Here is a 20,696-nt window from a genome sequence, read left to right as displayed (position 1 = left end):
GAGCCCCGTCCGTTCCGCCACTATATTGAGAAGCCCTGACTGTTAAAGTCAGGGCTTTTTCATATTCTCTTTTTCCCTCCGGCATTGTGAAGCTTTGTCGTGAGGTGAATTCCGACATTCGATACCACGAATTGAAACCCCGCGCTAAAATCCCTATAACAGTCAGTGTGAACTTTTTGTTGTTATCAGCCAGGCGGTAAAGTGCGAAAGAAAACCTATGCAATGCGCTATATAGCAGGCCAGCCAGCGGAGCGAATTTTTCCGCCGGGTGCGATGCTGCATCTGGGTCAGGGTCTGCCGCCAGGGGAGCCGCTGCCGGCCGATCCCACCCTGCGGGTGCTGGTATGGAACATCTTCAAGCAGCAGCGCGCTGACTGGATGTCGGTGTTGCAGGGATTCGGTCGTGATGCCCATCTGGTCCTTCTGCAGGAGGCGCAAACCACGCCTGAACTGATCCAGTTTGCTACCAGCAATTATCTCGCAGCCGATCAGGTGCCCGCTTTTGTGCTGCCTCAGCACCCGTCAGGGGTGATGACGCTCGCATCGGCGCATCCGGTCTACTGCTGCCCGTTGCGCGAGCGCGAGCCGCTGCTAAGGCTGGCAAAATCCGCGCTGGTCACTGCATACCCTCTGCCAACCGGCGATATGCTGATGGTAGTGAATATCCATGCGGTTAATTTCAGTCTGGGTGTGGACGTATACAGTAAGCAGCTGGGGCCTATAGGAGAGCAGATCCGGCATCACCGTGGCCCGGTGATAATGGCAGGGGACTTTAATGCATGGAGTCGTCAGCGGATGAACGCGCTCTATCGCTTTGCCCGCGCCATGTCTCTGCGGGAAGTGGCGTTTACAGACGATCACCGGCGTAAAGCGTTTGGCCGGCCGCTCGACTTTGTCTTTTACCGGGATATGAAAGTGAGTGAAGCAGCGGTGCTGGTCACCCGTGCCTCCGATCATAATCCGCTGCTGGTAGAGTTTAACCCCGTCACTGTTGCGCGCTAAACGCACCCGCCTGTAACGACGAGACGCTCTGGCCGGCACTGCTATAGATGATGCTATGCCGATAAAGAAAAAAGGCTGACAAATGTCAGCCTTTTCAGTGCATCAGGTATCTGGCGTTGCGCTATTCTTAACAAACAGAGTGAGCTTATCACCCGGCTGTATATCCTTCGCGTCGCTGTTCCAGCGCATTACGTCCTGCGTGTTAACGCCGTGACGTTTTGCAATACTGGCAAAAGAATCACCCTTACGAACGCGGTAGGTGATGCTGTTGCCGTTATCTGCCAACTGCGATGCTGCTGTCGTACCGCTAACCGTCAGGGTCTGGCCGATACGCACTGCCGCACTGCGCAGATTGTTCTGCTGTTTTAGCGAGCTCATGCTGACACCCAGCTTACTGGCGATACCGGATAGCGTGTCGCCTTTACGTACTTTGTAGCTGTTACCGGCTGCGCTGGCTTTAGCCAGTTCAACAGGCTGCACGGAGGCAATATCTCCGGAGGCCAGAGAGTTGCGCAGCTGTGCCACGTTGGACTTAGGCACCATAATATAGTGCGGTCCGTTTGGCGCAGTCGTGCCGTTTTTGTACCCGGCGTTAAATGTCTTCAGTTTACTGAGCGACATACCCGCCATTTCTGCAGCCTGAGTTAACTGCATCTGCTGTCCCACTTCCACACGCGCCAGCGCGCGGCTTTCATTAGGGGCTGGCAGTTTAATGCCGTAACGCTTGTTGTTCTTGAGCAGTTCGCTTAAAGCCAGCATTTTCGGGACATAGATGGTTGTTTCGCGCGGCAGTGATAAATGCCAGAAGTCAGTCGGCTTGCCCCGTGCCTTATTCTGCTTCATCGCTTTCAACACGCGTCCTTCGCCGCTGTTATAGGCTGCTACGGTCAGTAGCCAGTCGCCATCAAACATGCGATTCAAACGCTGCATCATATCCAGTGCTACTTTGGTTGAGGCCACCACATCACGGCGTCCGTCATACCAGCGGTTCTGTTTCAGACCATAATTTTTGCCCGTTTGCGCAACAATCTGCCAGATGCCTGCGGCATTGGCGGAGGAGGTTGCGTGAGGGTCAAAAGCGCTCTCCACTATGGGTAGCAGTACCAGTTCCATCGGCATTTTACGTTTCTGTATCTGCTCGACAATCCAGTACATGTACGGCTCTGCCCGTAATGTTACATCGTGGAGATAGCTCTTATTTTTTAAAAACTTTGTTTTCTGTTCGCGGATCCGGGCATTTTCCGGGATCCCCATCTTCAACTCGTCACTAATGAGATTCCAGAGATCGGTGTCTTCTGCGAGGCTGGTTCCATCATCTTGCCAGCGCGGCGACAACAAGCGATTTCCGTACTTTCCATTTTCACCTTGACCAGCTGAAGACAGGCTCTGTGCATGCTGAGCGGGGATATTGGCGTCATTCCGTGATGCCTGACATCCGACCAGCAAGACTGAGGCGAGTAATAATATCGCTTTAGCCTTCATGTGTGTGTCAGTAGTTCGCTTAAAAGACGAGCAACTATACGTGACGTACCGGCACAACACAACCCAAAAAATTAAAATTGGTCTTTCTTATTACGCAATTCAGCAAAAGTCTGCCATAACGGGGCGGATTCCACATTAATTGCTAAAGCTTTTTGTAAATCAGCATCTTGTGTGCGTAAAAATAAATTTATCTCACGTTCCAGCGCCAGTTTTGTCGGTAAAGTAGTGCGATTTTCTGCCCGTAAATCCTTAATTTCCTGATATCTGGCCAGAATTTTCGGATCATGGGGTAAAATTGCAGCAGCAAACTTCATGTTAGATAAAGTATATTCATGTGCGCAGCAGAGAAGCGTATCGGCGGGAAGTTTATTAAGCTTTTGAAAGGAATGGAACATTTGTTCTGCTGTACCTTCAAAAAGTCGTCCGCAGCCACCTGAGAACATTGTATCGCCGCAGAAAAGATAAGGTGCGCTGTAATATGAGATATGTCCTAAAGTGTGGCCCGGCGTGGCGATGACCTGAAAAGGCAGGCCGAGCAGCGTAACGGTTTCACCTTCATGAACAATATGCTGTGCACCTTTAGCCGCCGTTTCCTGAGGGCCATATACCTCAAGCTGAGGATAACGCTGTAGCAGTTCAGCGACGCCACCGGTATGGTCCTGATGATGATGCGTCAGCAGAACAGCCACCGGCGTCCAGCGGTTGGCTTCAATTTTTTCAATCAGCGGCTGGGCTTCACCGGGGTCAACAATCAGGCAGCTGCCGGCGTCATCGGTCAGCGTCCAGATGTAGTTATCCGTTAATGCGGGAATACTGGTAAGATTCATAAACACCTCTCTGGTTGTCTTAAAGGAAGATGGTAGAGCATGAAGCCAGCGAAAACACGCCAGATCCTGACCGCGCCGCGCACCTGGAATGATATGCCCTGGGGAGAGTACTTTCGCGATGCGTTAACCCAGCAGCTACAGCCCTGGCTGGCGAGGCTTTATGGCTTCCATATGCTAAAAATTGGCAGCCTGAGCGCAGAAATCAATACCAGCCAGTGTGCCATATCTCATCAGGTCAATGTTGGCAGTGAGGGCGACGCACTGCAGGTGCTCGCCAGCGTTGCTCAGCTGCCGTTTGAGTCTAAATCAATCGATGCCTGCCTGCTGGCGCACACGCTGGCATGGGAGCAGGATCCGCACCGCGTGTTACGCGAAGTGGACAGGGTGCTGATTGATGATGGCTGGCTGATTATCAGCGGCTTCAATCCTTTCAGCCTGCTGGGGATTAGCAAAGCGATTCCGGGTCTGAGCCGGCGAGCGCCCTGGAACAGCAGAATGTTCAGCCAGGTGCGTCTGCTGGACTGGCTGAGCCTGCTGAATTATGAAGTGGTGTACCGCACGCGTTTTCAGGTGGTGCCGTGGCATCGACAGGGGGGCAGGATGATCAGTGCGCATCTGCCCGCTCTGGGGTGTCTGAACATCGTGGTGGCCCGCAAGCGCACGTTCCCGCTTACGCCAGCTAAAATGAAAACGGCGCGCAGCAGTGCGCAGCTGCGTCCGGTAGTCAATGCTACGCGTCAGTTTCGCGAAACGCAGGATCAGGATGCAACCTGATAGCCAATGTCTTCCAGTGCCGGATTACCGGCAGCGCTGCGCGCCAGTTCATCGCAGCGCTCATTCTCCGGATGGCCGGCATGCCCCTTCACCCACTCCCATTTAATGGTATGGGTGCTGAGCGCCGTATCCAGACGCTGCCACAGGTCAGTATTCTTAACCGCTTTTTTATCAGCGGTTTTCCAGCCACGCTTTTTCCAGTTGTGGATCCAGCTGGTAATGCCCTGGCGGACATACTGGCTGTCTGTGCTGATGACCACGTCGCACGGCTGCGTCAGCGCCTCTAAGGCGACAATGGCCGCCATCAGCTCCATACGGTTGTTGGTGGTCAGGCGATAGCCCGCGCTGAATAACTTTTCATGCTCGCGATAGCGTACAATAGCCCCATAGCCGCCCGGTCCCGGATTACCAAGGCAGGAACCGTCGGTGAAAATTTCTACCTGTTTGCGCATCTCTGGTAGACTTCCCTCTGAAAAAACGCCAAGTCTGACACAAAACGAGCCCTATGATCACTGCAAATAACCGCCAGATTGTCCTCGATACTGAAACCACCGGCATGAACATGATCGGGGTTCATTATGAGGGGCATCGCATCATTGAGATCGGTGCGGTTGAAGTCATCAACCGTCGCCTGACCGGCAACAACTTCCATATGTATCTCAGGCCCGATCGGCTGGTGGATCCGGAAGCGTTTGGTGTTCACGGCATCGCCGATGAGTTTCTGGCCGACAAGCCCACCTTTGCGCAGATAGCCGATGAGTTTCTCGACTATATTCGCGGAGCTGAGCTGGTGATCCATAACGCCTCGTTTGATATCGGCTTTATGGACTATGAGTTTGGCATGCTGCAGCGTGATATCGGCAAAACTGAAAGCTTTTGCAAAATCACCGACAGCCTGGCGATGGCGCGTAAAATGTTTCCGGGCAAGCGTAATAGCCTGGATGCGTTGTGCAACCGTTATGAAATCGACAACAGCAAACGTACGCTGCATGGCGCACTGCTGGATGCCGAAATTCTGGCGGAAGTCTTCCTGACCATGACCGGCGGCCAGACGTCGCTGGCATTTTCCATGGAGGGCGACCAGCGTAATCAGGCTGAAGGGGAGCATATTCAGCGTATCAGCCGCCCCGGTTCAGGCCTGCGCGTGATTAATGCCAGTGATGAAGAAGTCATGGCGCACGAAAGCCGCCTCGATCTGGTCACAAAAAAAGGTGGCAGCTGTCTGTGGCGCGCCTGATGCACTGATTTTGCTGCTAAAAACAGCGGCAAGCTGAAAAAAGCGGCAAACGTGTCATTTTGATATAAAAAGCGTTGACGGGGGAGGGGGCTGCCATTAATATGCGCCTCGTTCCCGACGGGGAACAAAGCGCGGAGCGGTAGTTCAGTTGGTTAGAATACCTGCCTGTCACGCAGGGGGTCGCGGGTTCGAGCCCCGTCCGTTCCGCCAATCTATTTAAAAAAGCCGATTCAGAAATGAATCGGCTTTTTGCTGTCTGCTATTCAGCCAGCACTATACACCCTCTTTTTGCAGCGTCGCTTCCGGACGATACGAGACCGGTACGACCCGTTCTGCCCGCGCCAGCCAGCGATAGCAGCCCGCGCCCAGCGCCACACCGATAAACCAGCTGAAGTTAGCTACCGCATGCAGCGCCGGAATAAAACTTATCGTCAGGCAGATCCCGACCGCCGGCAGCAGCGCCGCGATCGCTTTGGGATTAAAGCCGTTGCGGTACCAGTAACGTCCCTGCGGCGTGGCGTTAAACAGGTCATCAACGCTTACGCTGCCGCCTTTGATCAGATAAAAATCCGCAATCAGAATGCCGAACAGCGGGCCCACAAACGAGCCCAGCACATCCAGCGTATAGTGGATCAGTTCAGGTGACTGAAACAGATTCCACGGCGTCAGCAGCACGGAACCCACCGCGGCGATCATGCCACCGGTGCGGAAACTGATCTTCTGCGGGGAGCAGTTAGAGAAATCGAAGGCGGGTGACACAAAATTCGCCACGATATTGATACCAATGGTGGCGGTGATCATGGTCAGCAGGCCGATAGCGACGGCCAGGTCGTTGCCTACCATACTTACCGTCTCAATCGGATCGGTGATCATTCTGCCAAACAGCGACTGGGTGCCGGAGACAATCACTACCGTAACCACGGAGAACAGCAGGAAGTTAAACGGTAATCCCCAGCGGTTGCCGCGGCGAACTTCACTCATGTTTTTGCCGTAACGCGAAAAGTCGCCGAAATTAAGCAGAGGACCGGAAAAGTAGGAGACGACCAGGGCGGTTGCCGTGATCATCTGCCAGGTCTGTTCGCCGGCACTCAGTGATTTGCTGGCCAGCGTAAAAGAGATACCCGCCAGACCAGTTTTGTATACAATCCAGCCCGCCAGCGCGACCATCACGACATAGACTGCCGGACCCGCCACGTCGATAAAGCGCTTAATGGCGTTCATGCCGTGCCAGAACACCATCGCCTGCAGCAGCCACATGATGCCAAAGCAGCACCAGCCGAGCAGCGACAGCCCCAGCCAGCTGCTTTGCGTCATGCTATTAAGCGCCGGGAAGAACTTCAGCAGAACCAGCATCAGGGCATTCGCCGCCAGATAGGTCTGAATACCGTACCAGGCAAACGCGATCAGTCCGCGGATCACGGCCGGAATATTGGCGCCGAATACGCCAAATGCCTGGCGGCAGATCACCGCATAGGGCACGCCCGCCATCTGGCTGGGTTTTGCCACCAGATTCGCACAGAGCTGCACGATACCGATCCCGGCCAGCAGACACAGCAATACCTGCCAGCTTGCCAGCCCCAGCGTAAAAAAGCTGGCGGCAACCACATACCCGCCCATGCTATGCACATCGGACATCCAGAAAGAAAAGATGTTGTACCACGTCCAGTTCTGCTGGCGCGTCGGAGCCAGATCCTCATTACACAGGCGTGGACTATAGGCCGCGCGGGCATCAGCCTGCGCTGGCGTCACTTCAGTATGAATTGGCATGAAACCTGCTCCTCTCACCATGATGGGGAAAATATTCACCGTTTAAAGAGCTATTGCAGGATCCAGGCCAGAAGTGATTTGTTGTATACAAAAAATGAAAGGAGTGTATACGATATCTGGCAGTCAGCTATTTTCCGGAGCAGGTAATGAATCATGAATCCGCAGTGAAGCCGCGCGCTGTGCCGTTTGAAAAAGATGAAGCGATCTTTCAGGCATTGCTTAGTGCCATCGTTGAGCACCAGCTTCCGCCGGGCAGCAAGCTGCCTGAAGAGGCGCTGGCAGAGGTGTTTGGCGTCAGCCGTACCGGCATTCGTAAAGTGCTGCAGCGCCTCGCGGCGGTGCAGATGATCACGCTGTCGCCCGGACGTGGTGCACAGGTCAGCACGCCCGATGTGGCGGAATCACGCGATATCTTTGCCACGCGCAGCATGCTGGAGTGCGCCAACCTGCCCGCTGTACTGACGCATCTGCAGTCGCCACACCTCGCGGCGCTGGAGGCGATTATCACGCAGGAGCAGCAGGCGCATCAGCAGAATGACGGCGCGGCTGCCATTCGTCTTTCAGCCGCGTTTCATATCCAGCTGCAGGCGATATCCGGCAATCAGGTGCTGACCGATATCATCACGCGCCTGACCCAGCGCTCATCGCTGGTGATTGCCGCCTGGGGCACGCCCTGGCAGCACGGCTGCCGCTGCGATCATCACGACAGGCTGGTCGATCTGCTGCGCCAGCGGGCGCTGCCTGCGCTGACTGAGGCGCTGACGCACCACTTCGACCACATTCTCTCCAGCCTGCACTTTGAGCGCAGCGGTGAAACGCTGCCCGATTTCAGCCGGTTATTTGCCGGTCATAAAGGAGCCCTATCATGAGCCTGATACAGGTGATCAACCCCAATACCAGCCTGGCAATGACTGAAACTATTGGTGCGGCCGCGCGCGCCGTGGCGGCACCGGGCACGGACATTCTGGCGGTCTGTCCGCAGCAGGGCGTACCCTCCATAGAGGGACACTTTGATGAGGCGATAGCCGCGATCGGCGTACTGGAGCAGATTAAGCGTGGCGAAGCGCAGGGCGTCAGCGGCCATGTGATCGCCTGCTTTGGCGATCCCGGCTTGCTGGCGGCGCGCGAGCTGGCCAGCGGCCCGGTAATCGGTATTGCCGAAGCGGCAATGCATACCGCCACGCTGGTGGCGACGCGCTTTACCATCGTCACCACGCTGCCGCGTACGCTGGTGATCGCCCGCCATCTGCTGCAGCAGTATGGTTTTACGCACCACTGTGCGGCGCTGCACGCCATCGATCTGCCGGTACTGGCGCTGGAGGATGGCAGCGGCGTGGCGCAGGAGAAAGTCCGGGCGCGCTGCATTCAGGCAAAACGTGAAGATAACAGCGGCGCGATTGTGCTGGGCTGCGGCGGCATGGCGTCGCTGGCGCAGGATCTGACCCGCGAACTGGATATGCCGGTGATCGATGGCGTCAGCGCGGCGGTAAAAATGATAGAGGCGCTGGTGGCGCTTGGCCTGGGCACCAGCAAGCATGGCGATCTCGCTTATCCGCTGCAAAAACCCCTCAGCGGCGCCTTTCAGCACCTAAACTAAGGTCTGGCTGAGGTGTGACAACAGGAACTGACTGAATGAATGACGCATCTGAAAAGAAAGAGTACAGCTTCAACAAAAATTATCCGCGCGATCTGATCGGCTATGGTGGCCAGCCGCCGCATGCGCAGTGGCCCGATAACGCCCGGGTGGCGGTACAGTTCGTACTCAATTATGAAGAGGGCGCAGAAAACAACGTGCTGCATGGCGATGCCGGTTCGGAGCAGTTTCTGTCCGATATCATTGGCGCAGCCAGCTACGCCGATCGCCACATGTCGATGGATTCCCTGTATGAGTATGGGTCGCGTGCCGGTTTCTGGCGCATTCATCATGAGTTTCAGAAGCGTGGTCTGCCGCTGACGGTGTTTGGCGTGGCGATGGCGCTGGCGCGGCACCCGGAAATTGTCGCCGCGATTAAAGCGGCGGATTATGACGTGGTCAGCCACGGCTGGCGCTGGATCCACTACCAGGGAATGGATGCGAAAACCGAACGGCAGCATATGCAGCAGGCGGTCGACGTGCTGACCGAACTGTTTGGCAAAGCGCCGACGGGCTGGTATACCGGGCGGGACAGTCCGAACACTCGCCGGCTGGTCGCAGAGCAGGGCGGCTTCAGCTACGACAGCGACTATTACGGTGACGATCTGCCGTTCTGGACCCAGGTCACACGTCAGGATGGCACCGTCAAACCGCATCTGATCATCCCCTATACGCTGGAGTGCAACGACATGCGCTTCGCCACGGCGCAGGGCTTTAACACCGCCGAACACTTCTTCACCTACCTGCGTGATACCTTTGATGTGCTGTATGAAGAAGGAGAGCGCGCCCCGAAAATGATGTCGGTCGGCATGCACTGCCGCCTGCTGGGGCGGCCGGGAAAATTCCGCGCGCTGCAGCTTTTTCTTGATCACATTCAGCAGCATGAAAAGGTGTGGATCTGCACCCGCCAGCAGATTGCCGATCACTGGATGACGGTACATCCTGCGCCCTGATAATGCCCTCACCGCAGGGGTGAGGGCTGACGCGCTTACTCACTCATCAGGCTGACCTGCGCGGCCACAATGCGCCACCCCTGCGGCAGCCGCACCCACGTCTGCTGCTGCCGTCCGATACGCGCCGTTCCCTCGCGGGTGAATTCGGTGCTGCACACCGCATAGTCATCGCCAAACGTGGTGATCACCGTATTGCGCAGCGTGCGATCGAGCCCTTTTGACGGTCGTGCCGCGCGAAAGGCGCGAATCTCCTCAATCCCGTACAGATTCTCTCCGGCACCCAGCCGGACGGTACGCGCGTCGTGCCAGAACAGTTCGTCCAGCACCGCGACATCATTGCTCACCAGCGCCTGCTCGTAGCGATAAAATGCAGCGCTTACGGCGGCAACGGTATCCGGATCGTTTATCCTGTCCGTCGTCATTATCAGATATCCATTAAAGTAGGTTGATCGTAAGTCAGGCCCTGCTGCTGCAGCGCCCAGGCGGCGCGCAGCGCCAGCTGTTCGTTAAACGGCGCGGCAATCAGCTGTACGCCAATCGGTAAGCCGCTGGCGGTGAGCAGCGGTACGCTACATACCGGCAGGCCAGCGAACGAAATCGGCTGCGTCAGCATGCCCATGCTGGCGCGTGTCGGCAAATCCTGACCGTTAATGTGAATGGTTTCCTGGCCGATGGTGGTGGCGGTACAGGGCGTGGCGGGGGCGATCAGCACGTCATAATGGTCGAACAGCGGCAGCACCTGTTGCTGGAAGTGACGCCGGAAACGCTGGGCCTGCACATACCACGCGGCGGGCAGCATCGCGCCGGCCAGCAGGCGTTCGCGTGAATTCGGCTCAAAGCGTTCTGGCTGGGTGCGCAGAGCGGGCAGATAGTGATTGCCGCCTTCCGCCGCGGTCATGATAAACGCGGCCGCGCGCGCCAGTTCGGCCTGGGGCAGCGTCACTTCTTCTGCCGCGCCGAGCGCGCTGGCGGCTACCGCTACCGCCGCGCGCGCCTCATCATTGCACCAAGTGGTAAAAAAACCGCCCAGCGTCGCGCAGCGCAGCCCGTCGCTGCCCGCCTGCAGGCGGTCGCTGACCAACTCCGGCGGCCGCGTCAGCTGAAACGCATCCTCTGCGTCGCGGCCCTGCAGCGCATCATAAACCAGGCTGAGATCCTCAACCGAGCGGGCAAACGGGCCGATATGATCGAGGCTGGCGACAAACGGCTGCGTACCGCTGCGCGACAGGCGGCCAAAGGTGGGCTTAAGGCCGAAGATGCCGCACAGCGACGCCGGTACGCGAATCGAGCCGTTGGTATCGCTGCCGAGCGAAAAGTGCACCAGTCCGGCCGCTACCGCGGCGGCTGAGCCGCCGGATGATCCACCGGCGATGCGCGTGATATCGCGCGGGTTGCAGGTGGCGCCATAGTGACTGTTTTCGGTAGTAAAGCCATAGGCGTAGGCATCCATGTTCAGCATACCGGAGAGTAGCGCGCCCGATTCACGCATCCGGCTGACCGCCCAGGCGTCTGCACGCGCCACCGCCCGCGTGCTAAACAGGCTGGCACCCGCCAGCGTGGTATGGCCGGCTACATCAAACAGATTTTTTACCGCATACGGAATACCCGCCAGCGGTGGCAGCGTTTCACCGCGCAGGCGCTGCCGGTCAAGCTCTTCAGCCTCGCGCAGCATGCGCTGCCCGGTGATCGCCGTCCAGGCGTTGAGCGCCGGGTTATGCTGCTCAATCGCCGCCAGCGTATGGCGGGCAATCTCAGCGGCCCCGATTTCACCCTGCTGCAGCGCACGCTGCAGCGCTGCGATCGATAATGATGTCAGGCGCATGGCTGGAATACCCCGGCCACTTCCAGGCGATCGTCCAGCGGCAGCGCCATCAGCGGCGCGGCTATAGCCGCAATCCGGCTGAGCTGCAGCTGCAGCTCAGCACGACGTGCGTCATCCAGATCCAGTGCGAGGATCTGCTCCATCTGAGCGACATAGTTCGCCCACTCTGCGGATTCGGTCATGAGTCTCTCCTGTTAAAAACCGGCTGCGCTGCCGTTGCTGCGCGGATCGAAAGCGCCTTCCAGCATGCCGCTGGTGTGGCGCACTACGGCGCCCGCATGGCCTACCACTTCACTGAAGTCAGAGAGCAGCTCAACCTGATGACCCAGCAGACGCAGCCGACCCACCGTTTCCGGCGCCACGCGCGCTTCCAGTTTGAGTGAGTCAGAGGCCTCGCCCCAGGTGCGCCCCAGCAGCCAGCGTGGCGCACTGACCGCCTGCTGCAGCGGCATACCCTGAATGACGTGACGGGTAAAAATGGCCGCCTGCGTCTGCGGCTGACCATCTCCGCCCATCGATCCATACACCATGATCCGGCCATCTTTCAGGCGGGCGGCAGCAGGGTTAAGCGTGTGAAACGGCTGCTTGCCCGGCAGCAGCGCCAGCAGATGATCGGGCTGCAGGCTGAACGCCGCGCCGCGATTCTGCCAGGTGATGCCGCTGCCTGGCAGCACCACGCCGCTGCCAAATTCGTGGTAGATGCTCTGAATAAAAGAGACCGCCAGCCCGCTGCTGTCGATGGCGCCCATCCAGACGGTATCGCCCGGACCGCGTCCGGTTCCCCACGGCGCGGCGCGATGGTCATCAATATTGGTCGCAAGGCTGGCAAGATGATCGGCACTGAGCAGCGCCTGCACGTCGGTATCGCTATGGCGCGGATCGGTGATATGCCGATCGCGCAGGCTGAACGCCTGCTTGGTCGCCTCCACAATCCGGTGCAGCGTCTGAGCTTCATCAGCCTGCGCCATATCCAGACGATCGGTAATACCCAGAATCGCCAGCGACACCAGCCCCTGCGTCGGCGGCGTCATGTTCCAGATATCGCCTTCGCTGTGTGCGAGGTGGAGCGGGGTGCAGCGCCGGGCGCGATGCTGCTGCAGATCGTTCAGCGTGACCGGCATCCCCAGCGCGTGCATGTCATCTGCCAGCGACCGCGCCAGCCGGCCGCGGTAAAAGCTCTCCAGCCCCTCTTCACTCAGCTGGCTGAGCGTGGCCGCCAGCGCAGGCTGGGTAAAGCGGCTGCCCGGCTGTGGCGGTCCGCCGTCCGGCATAAACGTGGCGGCAAAGCCGGGCTGATGCTGCAGCTCAGGCGCTTTTGCGGCGGTAGCGGCCGCCTGCGAGGCGGTAACCGGTATGCCGTCGGCAGCGTAACGGATAGCATCGCGCAGCAGACGGTGCGGCGGCAGCGGCGCATGGCCCAGCTCCTGTGACAGGGTCAGCGCCTCCTGCCAGCCGCTGACGGTGCCGGCGACGGTCAGCGCCGCTTCCGGCCCGCGATGCGGGATCGTCTGCCGGCCCTGATAAAAACTCATTGTCGCCAGCGAGCCGGCGGCGCCACTGGCATCAATCGCAACGGGCTCCCCTTCAGGCGGCACCACCAGCCAGAAGCCGTCGCCGCCCAGCCCGTTCATATGCGGATAGACCACCGCAATGGTTGCGGCGGCGGCGACCATCGCTTCGAGTGCGCTGCCGCCGTCGCGCAGTACGGCAAGGGCGCTTTCACTCGCCAGATGATGGGGGGTGACGACCATGCCCTGCGGGGCCATGTTGCTCTGAATCATAATTGTTCCCGGCTGATTTCTGCTCATCTCCATCCGTCACAGCTGCCAAACCCGCTGCGGCGGCATTCCCTGACGTACACATAAGCAAGAGCTGTTCCACTTTTTCTGTCGGTGGGTGCTGGATCGATTTATGCTAGAGCAGGGTGAAACGAAAGTTACAGGACAACGCATGAAACAACTCGATGAACGTCTGCGCAGCCAGTACGCGCAGCTGTCGCCTCAGGAGCAGCGCATTGCTGACTTTGTGTTTGACCATTTTGATGACCTGATCAGCTACAACAGTGCTGAACTGGCGCGGCTAAGCGGCGTCTCCAAAGCAACGGTAAGCCGGCTGTTCCGGCGCCTTGGCTATGAAAAATATAAAGATATGCGCGATGAGCTGCGCACCCTGCGGCAGAGCGGAATGCCGCTCACCGACAACCGCGATGCGGTGCAGGGCAACACGCTGCTGGCGCGCCACTATAAGCAGGAGATGGCAAACCTCACGCAGTGGATTAACCGTATCGACAGCCAGCAGTTAAGTGACGTTATCGCCGCGCTGGGCAGCGCAAAACGCGTCTTTATCATCGGTATGCGCAACGCGTATCCGGTCGCGCTGCACCTGCGGCAGCAGCTGCTGCAGGCGCGTGCCCACGTGGTACTGCTGCCGCAGCCGGGCCAGACGCTGGGCGAAGAGCTGGTGGATATTACCCCGGACGATATGGTGGTGGTGATGGCGTTCCGGCGACGTCCGCGCCTGCTGCGTCCGCTGATGCAGCAGCTGCAGCAGCGTGATATCCCGCTGCTGGCGCTCTCGGAGCCGCAGGCGCAGGGGATTCAGGGCGTGGCACGCTGGCAGCTTTGTGCACCGCTTGACAGCGTGTCTGCCTTCGACAGTTACGCTTCAGCCATGAGCCTGGTCAATTTACTGGCAAACGCGCTGCTGCATGAAACCCTGTCGCAGGGGCGGCAGCGTATTCATCAGATAGCCGATCTCTATCAGCATCTGGATGAGCTGGAACACCGATAGCGGGCACTGAAATGGTGCGTTGCACCGTTTTGAATCTCTGAAGCAGGGTACGCCAGTACCCGATTTTTCCTGCTGCTGACCCCTTTTATGCCGGTTTGTTACCGGTTTTTTTCTGTCGCTTTGATTGGCACATTAGTTGCAGTCACTGCCTGTAAGAATCTTTTGTTTCACGTTCAACACACCGGGGTGCATAATGAAAAAGGTTTTACTGGCGGTAGCGGGTGCGGCGCTTTTACTGGCTCAGGCAGGCAGCGCGCAGGCGGATCAGCTACAGGATATTCAAAAGCGCGGCGTGATCCGCATTGCAGTACCGCAGGATTTCCCGCCGTTTGGATCAGTGGGCACCGATCTGCAGCCGCAGGGATATGACATCGACATGGCGCGCTATCTGGCAAAGCAGATGAAACTGAAGTTGCAGCTGGTGCCGGTCTCCAGTGCCAACCGCGTACCTTATCTGCAGACGGACAAAGTCGATCTGGTGATCTCCAGCATGGGTAAAAATGCGGAGCGGGAAAAGGTCATCGCCTTCAGCCGCGCCTATGCGCCCTTTTTCCTCGGTGTGTTCGGGCCGAAAGGTGAGACGCTGAAGGATGCCGCCGCACTGAGCGGCAAAACGATCGGCGTTACGCGTGGCGCGGTTGAGGATATGGTGCTGAGCGCGGCCGCGCCGAAAGATGCGCAGGTCAAGCGTTACGAAGATAACAACACCACGCTTTCGGCTTATCTCTCCGGTCAGGTGCAGTATGTGGCAACCGGTAATCTGGTGGTGGCGGCCATTACCCGGCAGAACGCGGCAAAAGCGCCGGTGGCGCAGTTTATGCTGAAAGATTCTCCCTGCTTTATCGGTCTGAAGAAGAATGAGCCGGCGCTGAAAGCAGAGGTCGATACGCTGATCGAACAGGGTATAAAGGACGGTACGCTGAATAAGCTCTCGGAAGAGTGGCTGAAAGCGCCGCTGCCCGCTTCGCTCGGTGCCTGAGTCATGGCGCAGCTAAATTTCGCTGAACTCTGGCCTTACTGGCCGGAACTGCTGGCCGGGCTATGGGTCACTGTGCAGCTTACGGTGGTGGCTACGCTCGGTGGCGTCAGCCTCGGCATCCTCGGCGCAGCGCTGCGCAGCGGCAGGCCAGGCTGGGCCAGCCGCCTCTGGGGCGTCTATGTGGAGCTGATCCGCAATACGCCGTTTGTCGTACAGCTGTTTTTTATCGTGTTTGGCCTGCCCAACCTGGGGGTAAAACTTACCGCCGGAGAAGCTGCGCTGCTGGCGATGCTGATCAATCTCGGCGCTTACAGCACAGAGATTATCCGCGCCGGCATTCAGGTCACGCCGAAAGGACAGTGGGAAGCGGGGCGCGTGCTGGGTTTAAGCCGCGCGCAGACCTTTCTGCGCGTGGTGCTGCCGCCTTCGCTGCAGCGCATCTATCCGGCCCTGGTCAGTCAGTGCATCATCGTTATGCTCGGCTCATCGGTGGTGTCGCAGGTCTCTTATGAGGAGCTGACCTTTGCGGCCAATCTGATTCAGTCCCGCACATTTTTGAGTTTTGAAGTCTACCTGGTGACCACGCTGCTCTATCTGGCGTTGTCAGTTGCGATGCGTCAGCTGCTGCTGGCGCTGGGGCGTAAATGGTTTGGAGTAGAGCCGGCATGACAACCTTTACCGACTGGGACATTCTGCGCAATCTGCTGCTGGCCGCACGCTGGACGCTGCTGCTGTCGCTGGTGGCCTTCGCCGGCGGCACGCTGGTGACGCTGCCGCTGCTGCTGCTGCGCCTGCTGAAAAAGACGTGGCTGACGCGGCTGATTCAGGGCTATACCGCGCTGTTTCAGGGCACGCCGCTGCTGATGCAGCTGTTTCTCGCGTTTTTTGGCGTCGGGCTGTTTGGCGTGGACGTGGCGCCGTGGACCGCTGCCTCGCTGGCGCTGACCTTTTATACCAGCGCCTTTCTGCTCGATATCTGGTACGGCAGCATACGCGCGCTGCCAAAAGGTCAGTGGGAGGCGTCACGCTGCCTCGGCCTGAACTTCGGCCAGACGCTCTGCCGCGTCGTGGCGCCGCAGGCGATCCGCATCGGCATTGCGCCGACGGTGGGCTTTGCGGTGCAGGTGATCAAAGGCACCGCGCTGGCCTCAATTATCGGTTTTATCGAGCTGACGAAAGCCGGCACCATTTTAAACAACGTCACGTATCAGCCGTTTAAGGTGTTTGGCCTCGTGGCGCTTGGCTACTTCCTGATGTGTTATCCGCTGTCGCGCTACAGCCAGTACCTGGAGAAAAAATTCCATGCCGCTCATCACCATTAATCAGGTTCAGAAATACTACGGCGAGAATCATGTCCTGAAAGGGGTTGATCTGGATATCGATAATGGCGAAGTGATCTCGATTATCGGCCGCAGCGGCTCCGGTAAAAGCACGCTGCTGCGCTGTATGAACGGTCTGGAGGGCTACCAGGAGGGCAGCATTAAGCTGGGCGGCATGACCATTACGCATCGTGAATCTCAGGCGCGTGAAATCAGCCGCTCGGTCGGTATGGTGTTCCAGAATTTCAATCTTTTTCCGCACATGACCGCGCTGGAGAATGTGATGCTGGCACCGCGCCGCGTGCTGAAAAAAAGCGCGGCGGAGTGCCGGCAGCTGGCAACAAAAATGCTGGAAAAAGTGGGGCTGGGTGAGCGACTGGACTACTACCCGGCCAGCCTCTCCGGTGGCCAGCAGCAGCGTGTGGCGATTGCCCGGGCACTGGCGATGCAGCCAAAAGTGCTGCTCTGCGATGAGATCACCTCCGCGCTCGATCCGGAGCTGGTGGGCGAGGTACTGAAGGTGCTGGAGCAGCTGGCGGCGGAGGGGATGACGCTGATCCTCGTGACGCATGAAATGAATTTTGCCCGCGACGTGGGCGACCGGGTGGTATTTATGCATCAGGGTCGGGTGTGGGAGCAGGGCAGCAGTAAAACGCTGTTTGCGCAGCCGCAGACCGCCGAACTGAAACAGTTTATCTCGACCGTACGCCTCTGAGCGGGGCCATTAAGGAATTCACTATGGACATTCATCAGTTCTCTCAGATCAATCCGCCGCAGCGTCTGCTGATGGGGCCAGGGCCGATTAACGCCGACCCGCGCGTGCTGCGCGCCATGTCGAGCCAGCTGCTCGGGCAGTACGATCCGGCGATGACGCACTACATGAATGAAGTCATGGCGCTCTATCGCGGCATTTTTCGCACCGAAAATCGCTGGACGCTGCTGATTGACGGCACCTCTCGCGCCGGCATCGAGGCGATTCTGCTTTCTGCTATTCGTCCCGGCGATCGGGTACTGGTGCCGGTGTTTGGCCGTTTTGGCCATCTGCTGTGCGAGATTGCGCGGCGCTGCCGGGCGGAAGTGCATACGATTGAAGTGCCCTGGGGCGAAGTGTTCTCGCCGGATCAGATTGAGGATGCGATCAAACGGGTTAAGCCGCGCCTGCTGCTGACGGTGCAGGGCGACACGTCAACCACTATGCTGCAGCCGCTGGCGGAGCTGGGCGCTATCTGTCGCCGGTATGGCGTACTGTTCTATACCGATGCCACCGCCTCTCTGGCGGGTAACGCGCTGGAAACTGATGCCTGGGGGCTGGATGCGGTCTCTGCCGGCATGCAGAAATGCCTGGGCGGTCCCTCCGGCACCTCTCCCGTCACCCTGAGCCCGCAGATGGAGGAGATCATCCGCAAGCGTAAATGCGTGGAGGAGGGGATCCGCACGGCGGCGCATCAGGATGGTGATGATGAGATGATCTACTCCAACTATTTCGATCTCGGCATGATCATGGATTACTGGGGGCCGGAGCGGCTTAATCACCATACGGAAGCGACCAGCGCACTGTTTGGTGCCCGGGAATGCGCGCGCATCATTTTGCAGGAGGGGCTGGATAACAGCATCGCCCGGCACAAGCTGCATGGTGACGCGCTGCTGAAAGGCATCCAGGGCATGGGACTGGAGACCTTTGGCGATCTGCAGCACAAGATGAACAACGTGCTGGGCGTTGTCATTCCGCAGGGCGTGAACGGTGACCAGGTGCGCAAACTGATGCTGGACGATTTTGGCATTGAGATCGGCACCTCATTTGGTCCGCTGCACGGCAAAGTGTGGCGCATCGGCACTATGGGCTACAACGCGCGTAAAGATTGCGTGATGCAGACCCTGAGCGCGCTTGAAGCGGTGCTGCAACACTGCGGTTTTCGTACGCCGCAGGGTGCGGCGCTGCAGGCCGCCTGGGATCGCTACGGGAGCGAAGCATGAGTGCACGCCAGATGAGCGCTGAAGAGGCGCAGTCGGCCGCCGCGCGCATTATGGCGCGCTGTGATGCGCTGGCGGAGATCAGCGAGGAGGAGGATAGCCTGACGCGCGTTTATCTCTCTCCGGAGCACCTGCGCGCTAACGCCTGCGTGGCGGAGTGGATGCAGGCGGCGGGCATGCGGACCTGGCAGGATGCCGTGGGCAATATCTGCGGCCGCTATGAGGCGGCCGAGCCGGGCGCAGCGGCGCTGCTGCTCGGTTCCCATCTTGATACCGTGCGCAACGCCGGACGCTATGACGGCATGCTGGGCGTGCTGAGCGCAATTGAAACCGTGCAGTGGCTGCACGATCGCCGGCAGCGCCTGCCGCTGGCGGTCGAGATAGTGGGTTTTGCGGATGAGGAGGGGACCCGCTTCGGCATTACGCTGCTGGGCAGCCGCGGCCTGACCGGCAGCTGGCCGGAGAGCTGGATCACCCATCCCGACGGCAACGGTATTACGGTCGCCGCCGCGATGCAGGATGCCGGGCTGGATGCTGCACAGGTGAGCCTCGCGGCACGTCATGTCAGCGAGATCGCCGCCTATCTGGAGCTGCATATCGAGCAGGGGCCCTGCCTGGAGGAGGCGGATTTAGCTCTGGGCGTGGTCACCGCCATCAACGGCGCGCGCCGTCTTAACTGCCATTTTAGCGGCGAGGCGGGACACGCCGGCACGGTGCCGATGCTGCTGCGTAAAGATGCGCTGGCCGCCGCCGCCGAGTGGATGCTGTTTATCGAACAGGCGACGCAGGCGCCGCTGGTGGCGACAACCGGCACGCTCAGCTGTCAGCCTGGCGCAGTGAATGTCATTCCGGGAGAGGTGCAGCTGTCGCTGGATATTCGCGGCCCGCAGGATGAGCCGCTGGAGCGGCACCTGTCGCAGCTGTTAACGCAGGCGCAGGCGATTGCGCTGCGGCGCGGGGTGAGCTTCAGCGCCAGCGAATATTACCGCATTGCCGCGACGCCGTGCGATAAACGGCTGCAGCAGGCGCTGGGCGCGGCGGTTGAAACCGTTCAGGGCTGCACGCTGGCACTGCCGAGCGGGGCGGGTCATGATGCAATAGCCATGGCGGAGCGCTGGCCGGTCGGCATGCTGTTTGTGCGTAACCATCGCGGTATCAGCCATCATCCGGCGGAATCGGTAAAAATGGACGACGTGGCGCTGGGCGTGCAGGCGTATCTGCAGGCGGTAACCGCGCTGGCGCAGGCATAAGGGAGCGGGCATGAAGCTGAATGAGTTTAATCAGGCGGATGAGGCTAACGCCCGTCAGGCGATCGCGCACTGCGTCGCCATTCCTGCCTGGCAGCAGGCGCTGGTGGCCGCACGGCCCTATGCCTCCCTGAGCGCGCTCGCAGAGCGGGCGCAGCAGCTGGCGCAGCGCTGGCAACAGGCGGAGCTGGAGCAGGCGCTCAGCGCCCATCCGCGTATTGGTGAAGCAGCCCAGGGTACGGCGCATGAGGCCACGCTGTCGCGTCAGGAGCAGGCTGCGATGCAGCAGGCGGACCGCGACCTGCAGCTTGCGATGCGCGCAGGGAATCAGGCCTATGAAGCACGCTTTGGCCGGGTATTTCTGATCCGGGCCAGCGGACGCAGCGCGGAGCAGATGCTGGCAGAGTTGCAGCGCAGGCTTAACAATAATAAGGCGTGCGAACAGCAGGAGACGCTGGCGCAGCTGCGGGAAATTACCCTGTTACGGCTTAAGGAGAGCATCATATGAGCACCATCACCACGCACATTCTTGATACCGCGCTCGGCACACCGGCCGCAGGCGTTGCCGTCTCGCTGGAGCAGAACAGCCCGGAAGGGTGGTTTCCGGTCAGTGAAGGAGAAACCGATCGCGACGGGCGTATCAGCGATTTAACACCGGAACCCTTAGCGCCGGGGCACTACCGGCTGACGGCAGAGATTGGCGACTATTTTGCCGCAGACGGGCGCGATGCGCTCTATGTCAGCGCGCAGATAGACTTTGTGATCGGACGGGCGGGCAGCCATTATCATCTGCCGTTTCTGATCTCCCCCTGGTCCTGGTCCACCTATCGCGGCAGCTGAACGGCCGCGCTTCATTTTGTGCAGCCTGTCACAAAACCTCTTTTTGAAAGACA

At 59.0% G+C, this 20,696-nt stretch carries 23 protein-coding genes and 1 tRNA gene; 16 read left to right on the top strand and 8 right to left on the bottom strand.

The genetic code is table 11. The annotated features are described in order from the left end of the window. Nucleotides 1-201 precede the first annotated feature (201 nt). The gene (locus tag B4056_RS00650) at nucleotides 202-1,002 is read left to right on the top strand and encodes an endonuclease/exonuclease/phosphatase family protein (RefSeq protein WP_071668473.1); all 801 of its coding nucleotides are present in this window, start codon (nucleotides 202-204) and stop codon (nucleotides 1,000-1,002) included. Nucleotides 1,003-1,104: 102 nt separating this feature from the next. On the opposite strand, the gene mltD is transcribed toward B4056_RS00650, so the two are convergent. Together mltD and gloB are read right to left on the bottom strand one after the other, a co-directional pair. Further along, nucleotides 1,105-2,484, bottom strand: coding sequence for a murein transglycosylase D (mltD, locus tag B4056_RS00645; RefSeq protein WP_039382798.1), 1,380 nt, complete (start codon nucleotides 2,482-2,484; stop codon nucleotides 1,105-1,107). 71 nt (nucleotides 2,485-2,555) lie between these two features. Continuing rightward, nucleotides 2,556-3,311 (bottom strand): hydroxyacylglutathione hydrolase, encoded by a 756-nt coding sequence (gene gloB, locus B4056_RS00640; RefSeq protein ID WP_288653458.1) that lies wholly within the window; start codon nucleotides 3,309-3,311, stop codon nucleotides 2,556-2,558. A 39-nt stretch (nucleotides 3,312-3,350) separates the two neighbouring features. On the opposite strand from gloB, the gene B4056_RS00635 reads away from it, so the two are divergent. Continuing rightward, nucleotides 3,351-4,085, top strand: a complete 735-nt coding sequence (locus tag B4056_RS00635; protein WP_094112074.1) for a class I SAM-dependent methyltransferase — start codon at nucleotides 3,351-3,353, stop codon at nucleotides 4,083-4,085. Here B4056_RS00635 and rnhA read toward each other — a convergent pair. Further along, nucleotides 4,070-4,537 carry a ribonuclease HI gene (rnhA, locus tag B4056_RS00630; protein ID WP_094112073.1) on the bottom strand — a complete coding sequence of 156 codons (468 nt, stop codon included), beginning with the start codon at nucleotides 4,535-4,537 and terminating at the stop codon, nucleotides 4,070-4,072. The genes B4056_RS00635 and rnhA overlap by 16 nt on opposite strands. Before the next feature lie 53 nt (nucleotides 4,538-4,590). Between rnhA and dnaQ the strand changes: the two genes are divergently transcribed. Continuing rightward, the gene (gene dnaQ, locus B4056_RS00625; protein ID WP_150034468.1) at nucleotides 4,591-5,322 is read left to right on the top strand and encodes a DNA polymerase III subunit epsilon; all 732 of its coding nucleotides are present in this window, start codon (nucleotides 4,591-4,593) and stop codon (nucleotides 5,320-5,322) included. 133 nt (nucleotides 5,323-5,455) lie between these two features. Then, nucleotides 5,456-5,532, top strand: a tRNA-Asp gene (locus B4056_RS00620). Nucleotides 5,533-5,595: 63 nt separating this feature from the next. Here the strand turns inward: B4056_RS00620 and B4056_RS00615 are convergent. Further along, on the bottom strand, nucleotides 5,596-7,089 hold the full coding sequence (locus B4056_RS00615) for an NCS1 family nucleobase:cation symporter-1 (protein ID WP_039382812.1): 1,494 nt from the start codon (nucleotides 7,087-7,089) through the stop codon (nucleotides 5,596-5,598). Between the two features lie 146 nt (nucleotides 7,090-7,235). Here B4056_RS00615 and B4056_RS00610 point away from each other — a divergent pair, with 146 nt between their 5' ends. Genes B4056_RS00610 through puuE form a run of 3 tightly spaced genes read left to right on the top strand, consistent with a single transcriptional unit; the run spans nucleotide 7,236 to nucleotide 9,675 of the window. Beyond that, nucleotides 7,236-7,958, top strand: a complete 723-nt coding sequence (locus B4056_RS00610) for a GntR family transcriptional regulator (RefSeq protein ID WP_094112072.1) — start codon at nucleotides 7,236-7,238, stop codon at nucleotides 7,956-7,958. Next, nucleotides 7,955-8,686 carry an allantoin racemase gene (gene hpxA / locus B4056_RS00605; protein WP_039382816.1) on the top strand — a complete coding sequence of 244 codons (732 nt, stop codon included), beginning with the start codon at nucleotides 7,955-7,957 and terminating at the stop codon, nucleotides 8,684-8,686. The genes B4056_RS00610 and hpxA overlap by 4 nt, the downstream gene beginning before the upstream one ends. Nucleotides 8,687-8,721: 35 nt before the next feature. Continuing rightward, on the top strand, nucleotides 8,722-9,675 hold the full coding sequence (gene puuE / locus B4056_RS00600) for an allantoinase PuuE (RefSeq protein ID WP_071668478.1): 954 nt from the start codon (nucleotides 8,722-8,724) through the stop codon (nucleotides 9,673-9,675). A 35-nt stretch (nucleotides 9,676-9,710) separates the two neighbouring features. Here puuE and hpxZ read toward each other — a convergent pair whose 3' ends face one another. The 4 genes from hpxZ to B4056_RS00580 are packed head-to-tail and all read right to left on the bottom strand — an operon-like array spanning nucleotide 9,711 to nucleotide 13,278. After that, complete coding sequence (hpxZ, locus tag B4056_RS00595) at nucleotides 9,711-10,097, bottom strand: oxalurate catabolism protein HpxZ (protein ID WP_039382822.1); 387 nt, start codon at nucleotides 10,095-10,097, stop codon at nucleotides 9,711-9,713. 2 nt (nucleotides 10,098-10,099) lie between these two features. Further along, nucleotides 10,100-11,497, bottom strand: a complete 1,398-nt coding sequence (locus B4056_RS00590; RefSeq protein WP_150034469.1) for an AtzE family amidohydrolase — start codon at nucleotides 11,495-11,497, stop codon at nucleotides 10,100-10,102. After that, the gene (gene hpxX, locus B4056_RS00585) at nucleotides 11,488-11,679 is read right to left on the bottom strand and encodes an oxalurate catabolism protein HpxX (RefSeq protein ID WP_039382827.1); all 192 of its coding nucleotides are present in this window, start codon (nucleotides 11,677-11,679) and stop codon (nucleotides 11,488-11,490) included. Before hpxX ends, B4056_RS00590 begins: the two co-directional genes overlap by 10 nt. Nucleotides 11,680-11,691: 12 nt before the next feature. Next, the gene (locus B4056_RS00580) at nucleotides 11,692-13,278 is read right to left on the bottom strand and encodes a gamma-glutamyltransferase family protein (protein WP_094112070.1); all 1,587 of its coding nucleotides are present in this window, start codon (nucleotides 13,276-13,278) and stop codon (nucleotides 11,692-11,694) included. Nucleotides 13,279-13,447: 169 nt separating this feature from the next. Between B4056_RS00580 and hpxU the strand changes: the two genes are divergently transcribed. The 9 genes from hpxU (at nucleotide 13,448) to uraH (ending at nucleotide 20,643) form a co-directional block, all read left to right on the top strand. After that, on the top strand, nucleotides 13,448-14,287 hold the full coding sequence (gene hpxU / locus B4056_RS00575) for a MurR/RpiR family transcriptional regulator HpxU (protein WP_039382830.1): 840 nt from the start codon (nucleotides 13,448-13,450) through the stop codon (nucleotides 14,285-14,287). Nucleotides 14,288-14,480: 193 nt separating this feature from the next. Beyond that, nucleotides 14,481-15,266, top strand: coding sequence for a transporter substrate-binding domain-containing protein (locus B4056_RS00570; protein WP_039382831.1), 786 nt, complete (start codon nucleotides 14,481-14,483; stop codon nucleotides 15,264-15,266). A 3-nt stretch (nucleotides 15,267-15,269) separates the two neighbouring features. Further along, the gene (locus tag B4056_RS00565; protein ID WP_039382832.1) at nucleotides 15,270-15,935 is read left to right on the top strand and encodes an amino acid ABC transporter permease; all 666 of its coding nucleotides are present in this window, start codon (nucleotides 15,270-15,272) and stop codon (nucleotides 15,933-15,935) included. After that, entirely contained in the window at nucleotides 15,932-16,588 is a 657-nt protein-coding gene (locus B4056_RS00560; protein ID WP_039382833.1) for an amino acid ABC transporter permease, read from the top strand. The genes B4056_RS00565 and B4056_RS00560 overlap by 4 nt, the downstream gene beginning before the upstream one ends. Then, a complete protein-coding gene (locus B4056_RS00555) occupies nucleotides 16,569-17,300 on the top strand; it encodes an amino acid ABC transporter ATP-binding protein (protein WP_039382834.1) in 732 nt (243 codons plus the stop codon). Before B4056_RS00560 ends, B4056_RS00555 begins: the two co-directional genes overlap by 20 nt. Nucleotides 17,301-17,323: 23 nt before the next feature. After that, complete coding sequence (locus tag B4056_RS00550) at nucleotides 17,324-18,559, top strand: pyridoxal-phosphate-dependent aminotransferase family protein (protein WP_094112069.1); 1,236 nt, start codon at nucleotides 17,324-17,326, stop codon at nucleotides 18,557-18,559. Next, entirely contained in the window at nucleotides 18,556-19,806 is a 1,251-nt protein-coding gene (gene hpxK / locus B4056_RS00545) for an allantoate amidohydrolase (RefSeq protein ID WP_039382838.1), read from the top strand. Before B4056_RS00550 ends, hpxK begins: the two co-directional genes overlap by 4 nt. 10 nt (nucleotides 19,807-19,816) lie before the next feature. Then, nucleotides 19,817-20,311, top strand: coding sequence for a 2-oxo-4-hydroxy-4-carboxy-5-ureidoimidazoline decarboxylase (uraD, locus tag B4056_RS00540; protein ID WP_094112068.1), 495 nt, complete (start codon nucleotides 19,817-19,819; stop codon nucleotides 20,309-20,311). Continuing rightward, a complete protein-coding gene (gene uraH, locus B4056_RS00535; protein WP_071668481.1) occupies nucleotides 20,308-20,643 on the top strand; it encodes a hydroxyisourate hydrolase in 336 nt (111 codons plus the stop codon). Before uraD ends, uraH begins: the two co-directional genes overlap by 4 nt. Nucleotides 20,644-20,696 lie beyond the last annotated feature (53 nt).

Source organism: Pantoea sp. UBA7232 (assembly GCF_002473195.1).
GTDB classification, from domain to species: domain Bacteria; phylum Pseudomonadota; class Gammaproteobacteria; order Enterobacterales; family Enterobacteriaceae; genus Pantoea; species Pantoea eucrina.
The sequence above is the reverse complement of the archived record's forward strand: the minus strand, read 5'-3'. Positions and strand labels throughout refer to the sequence as shown.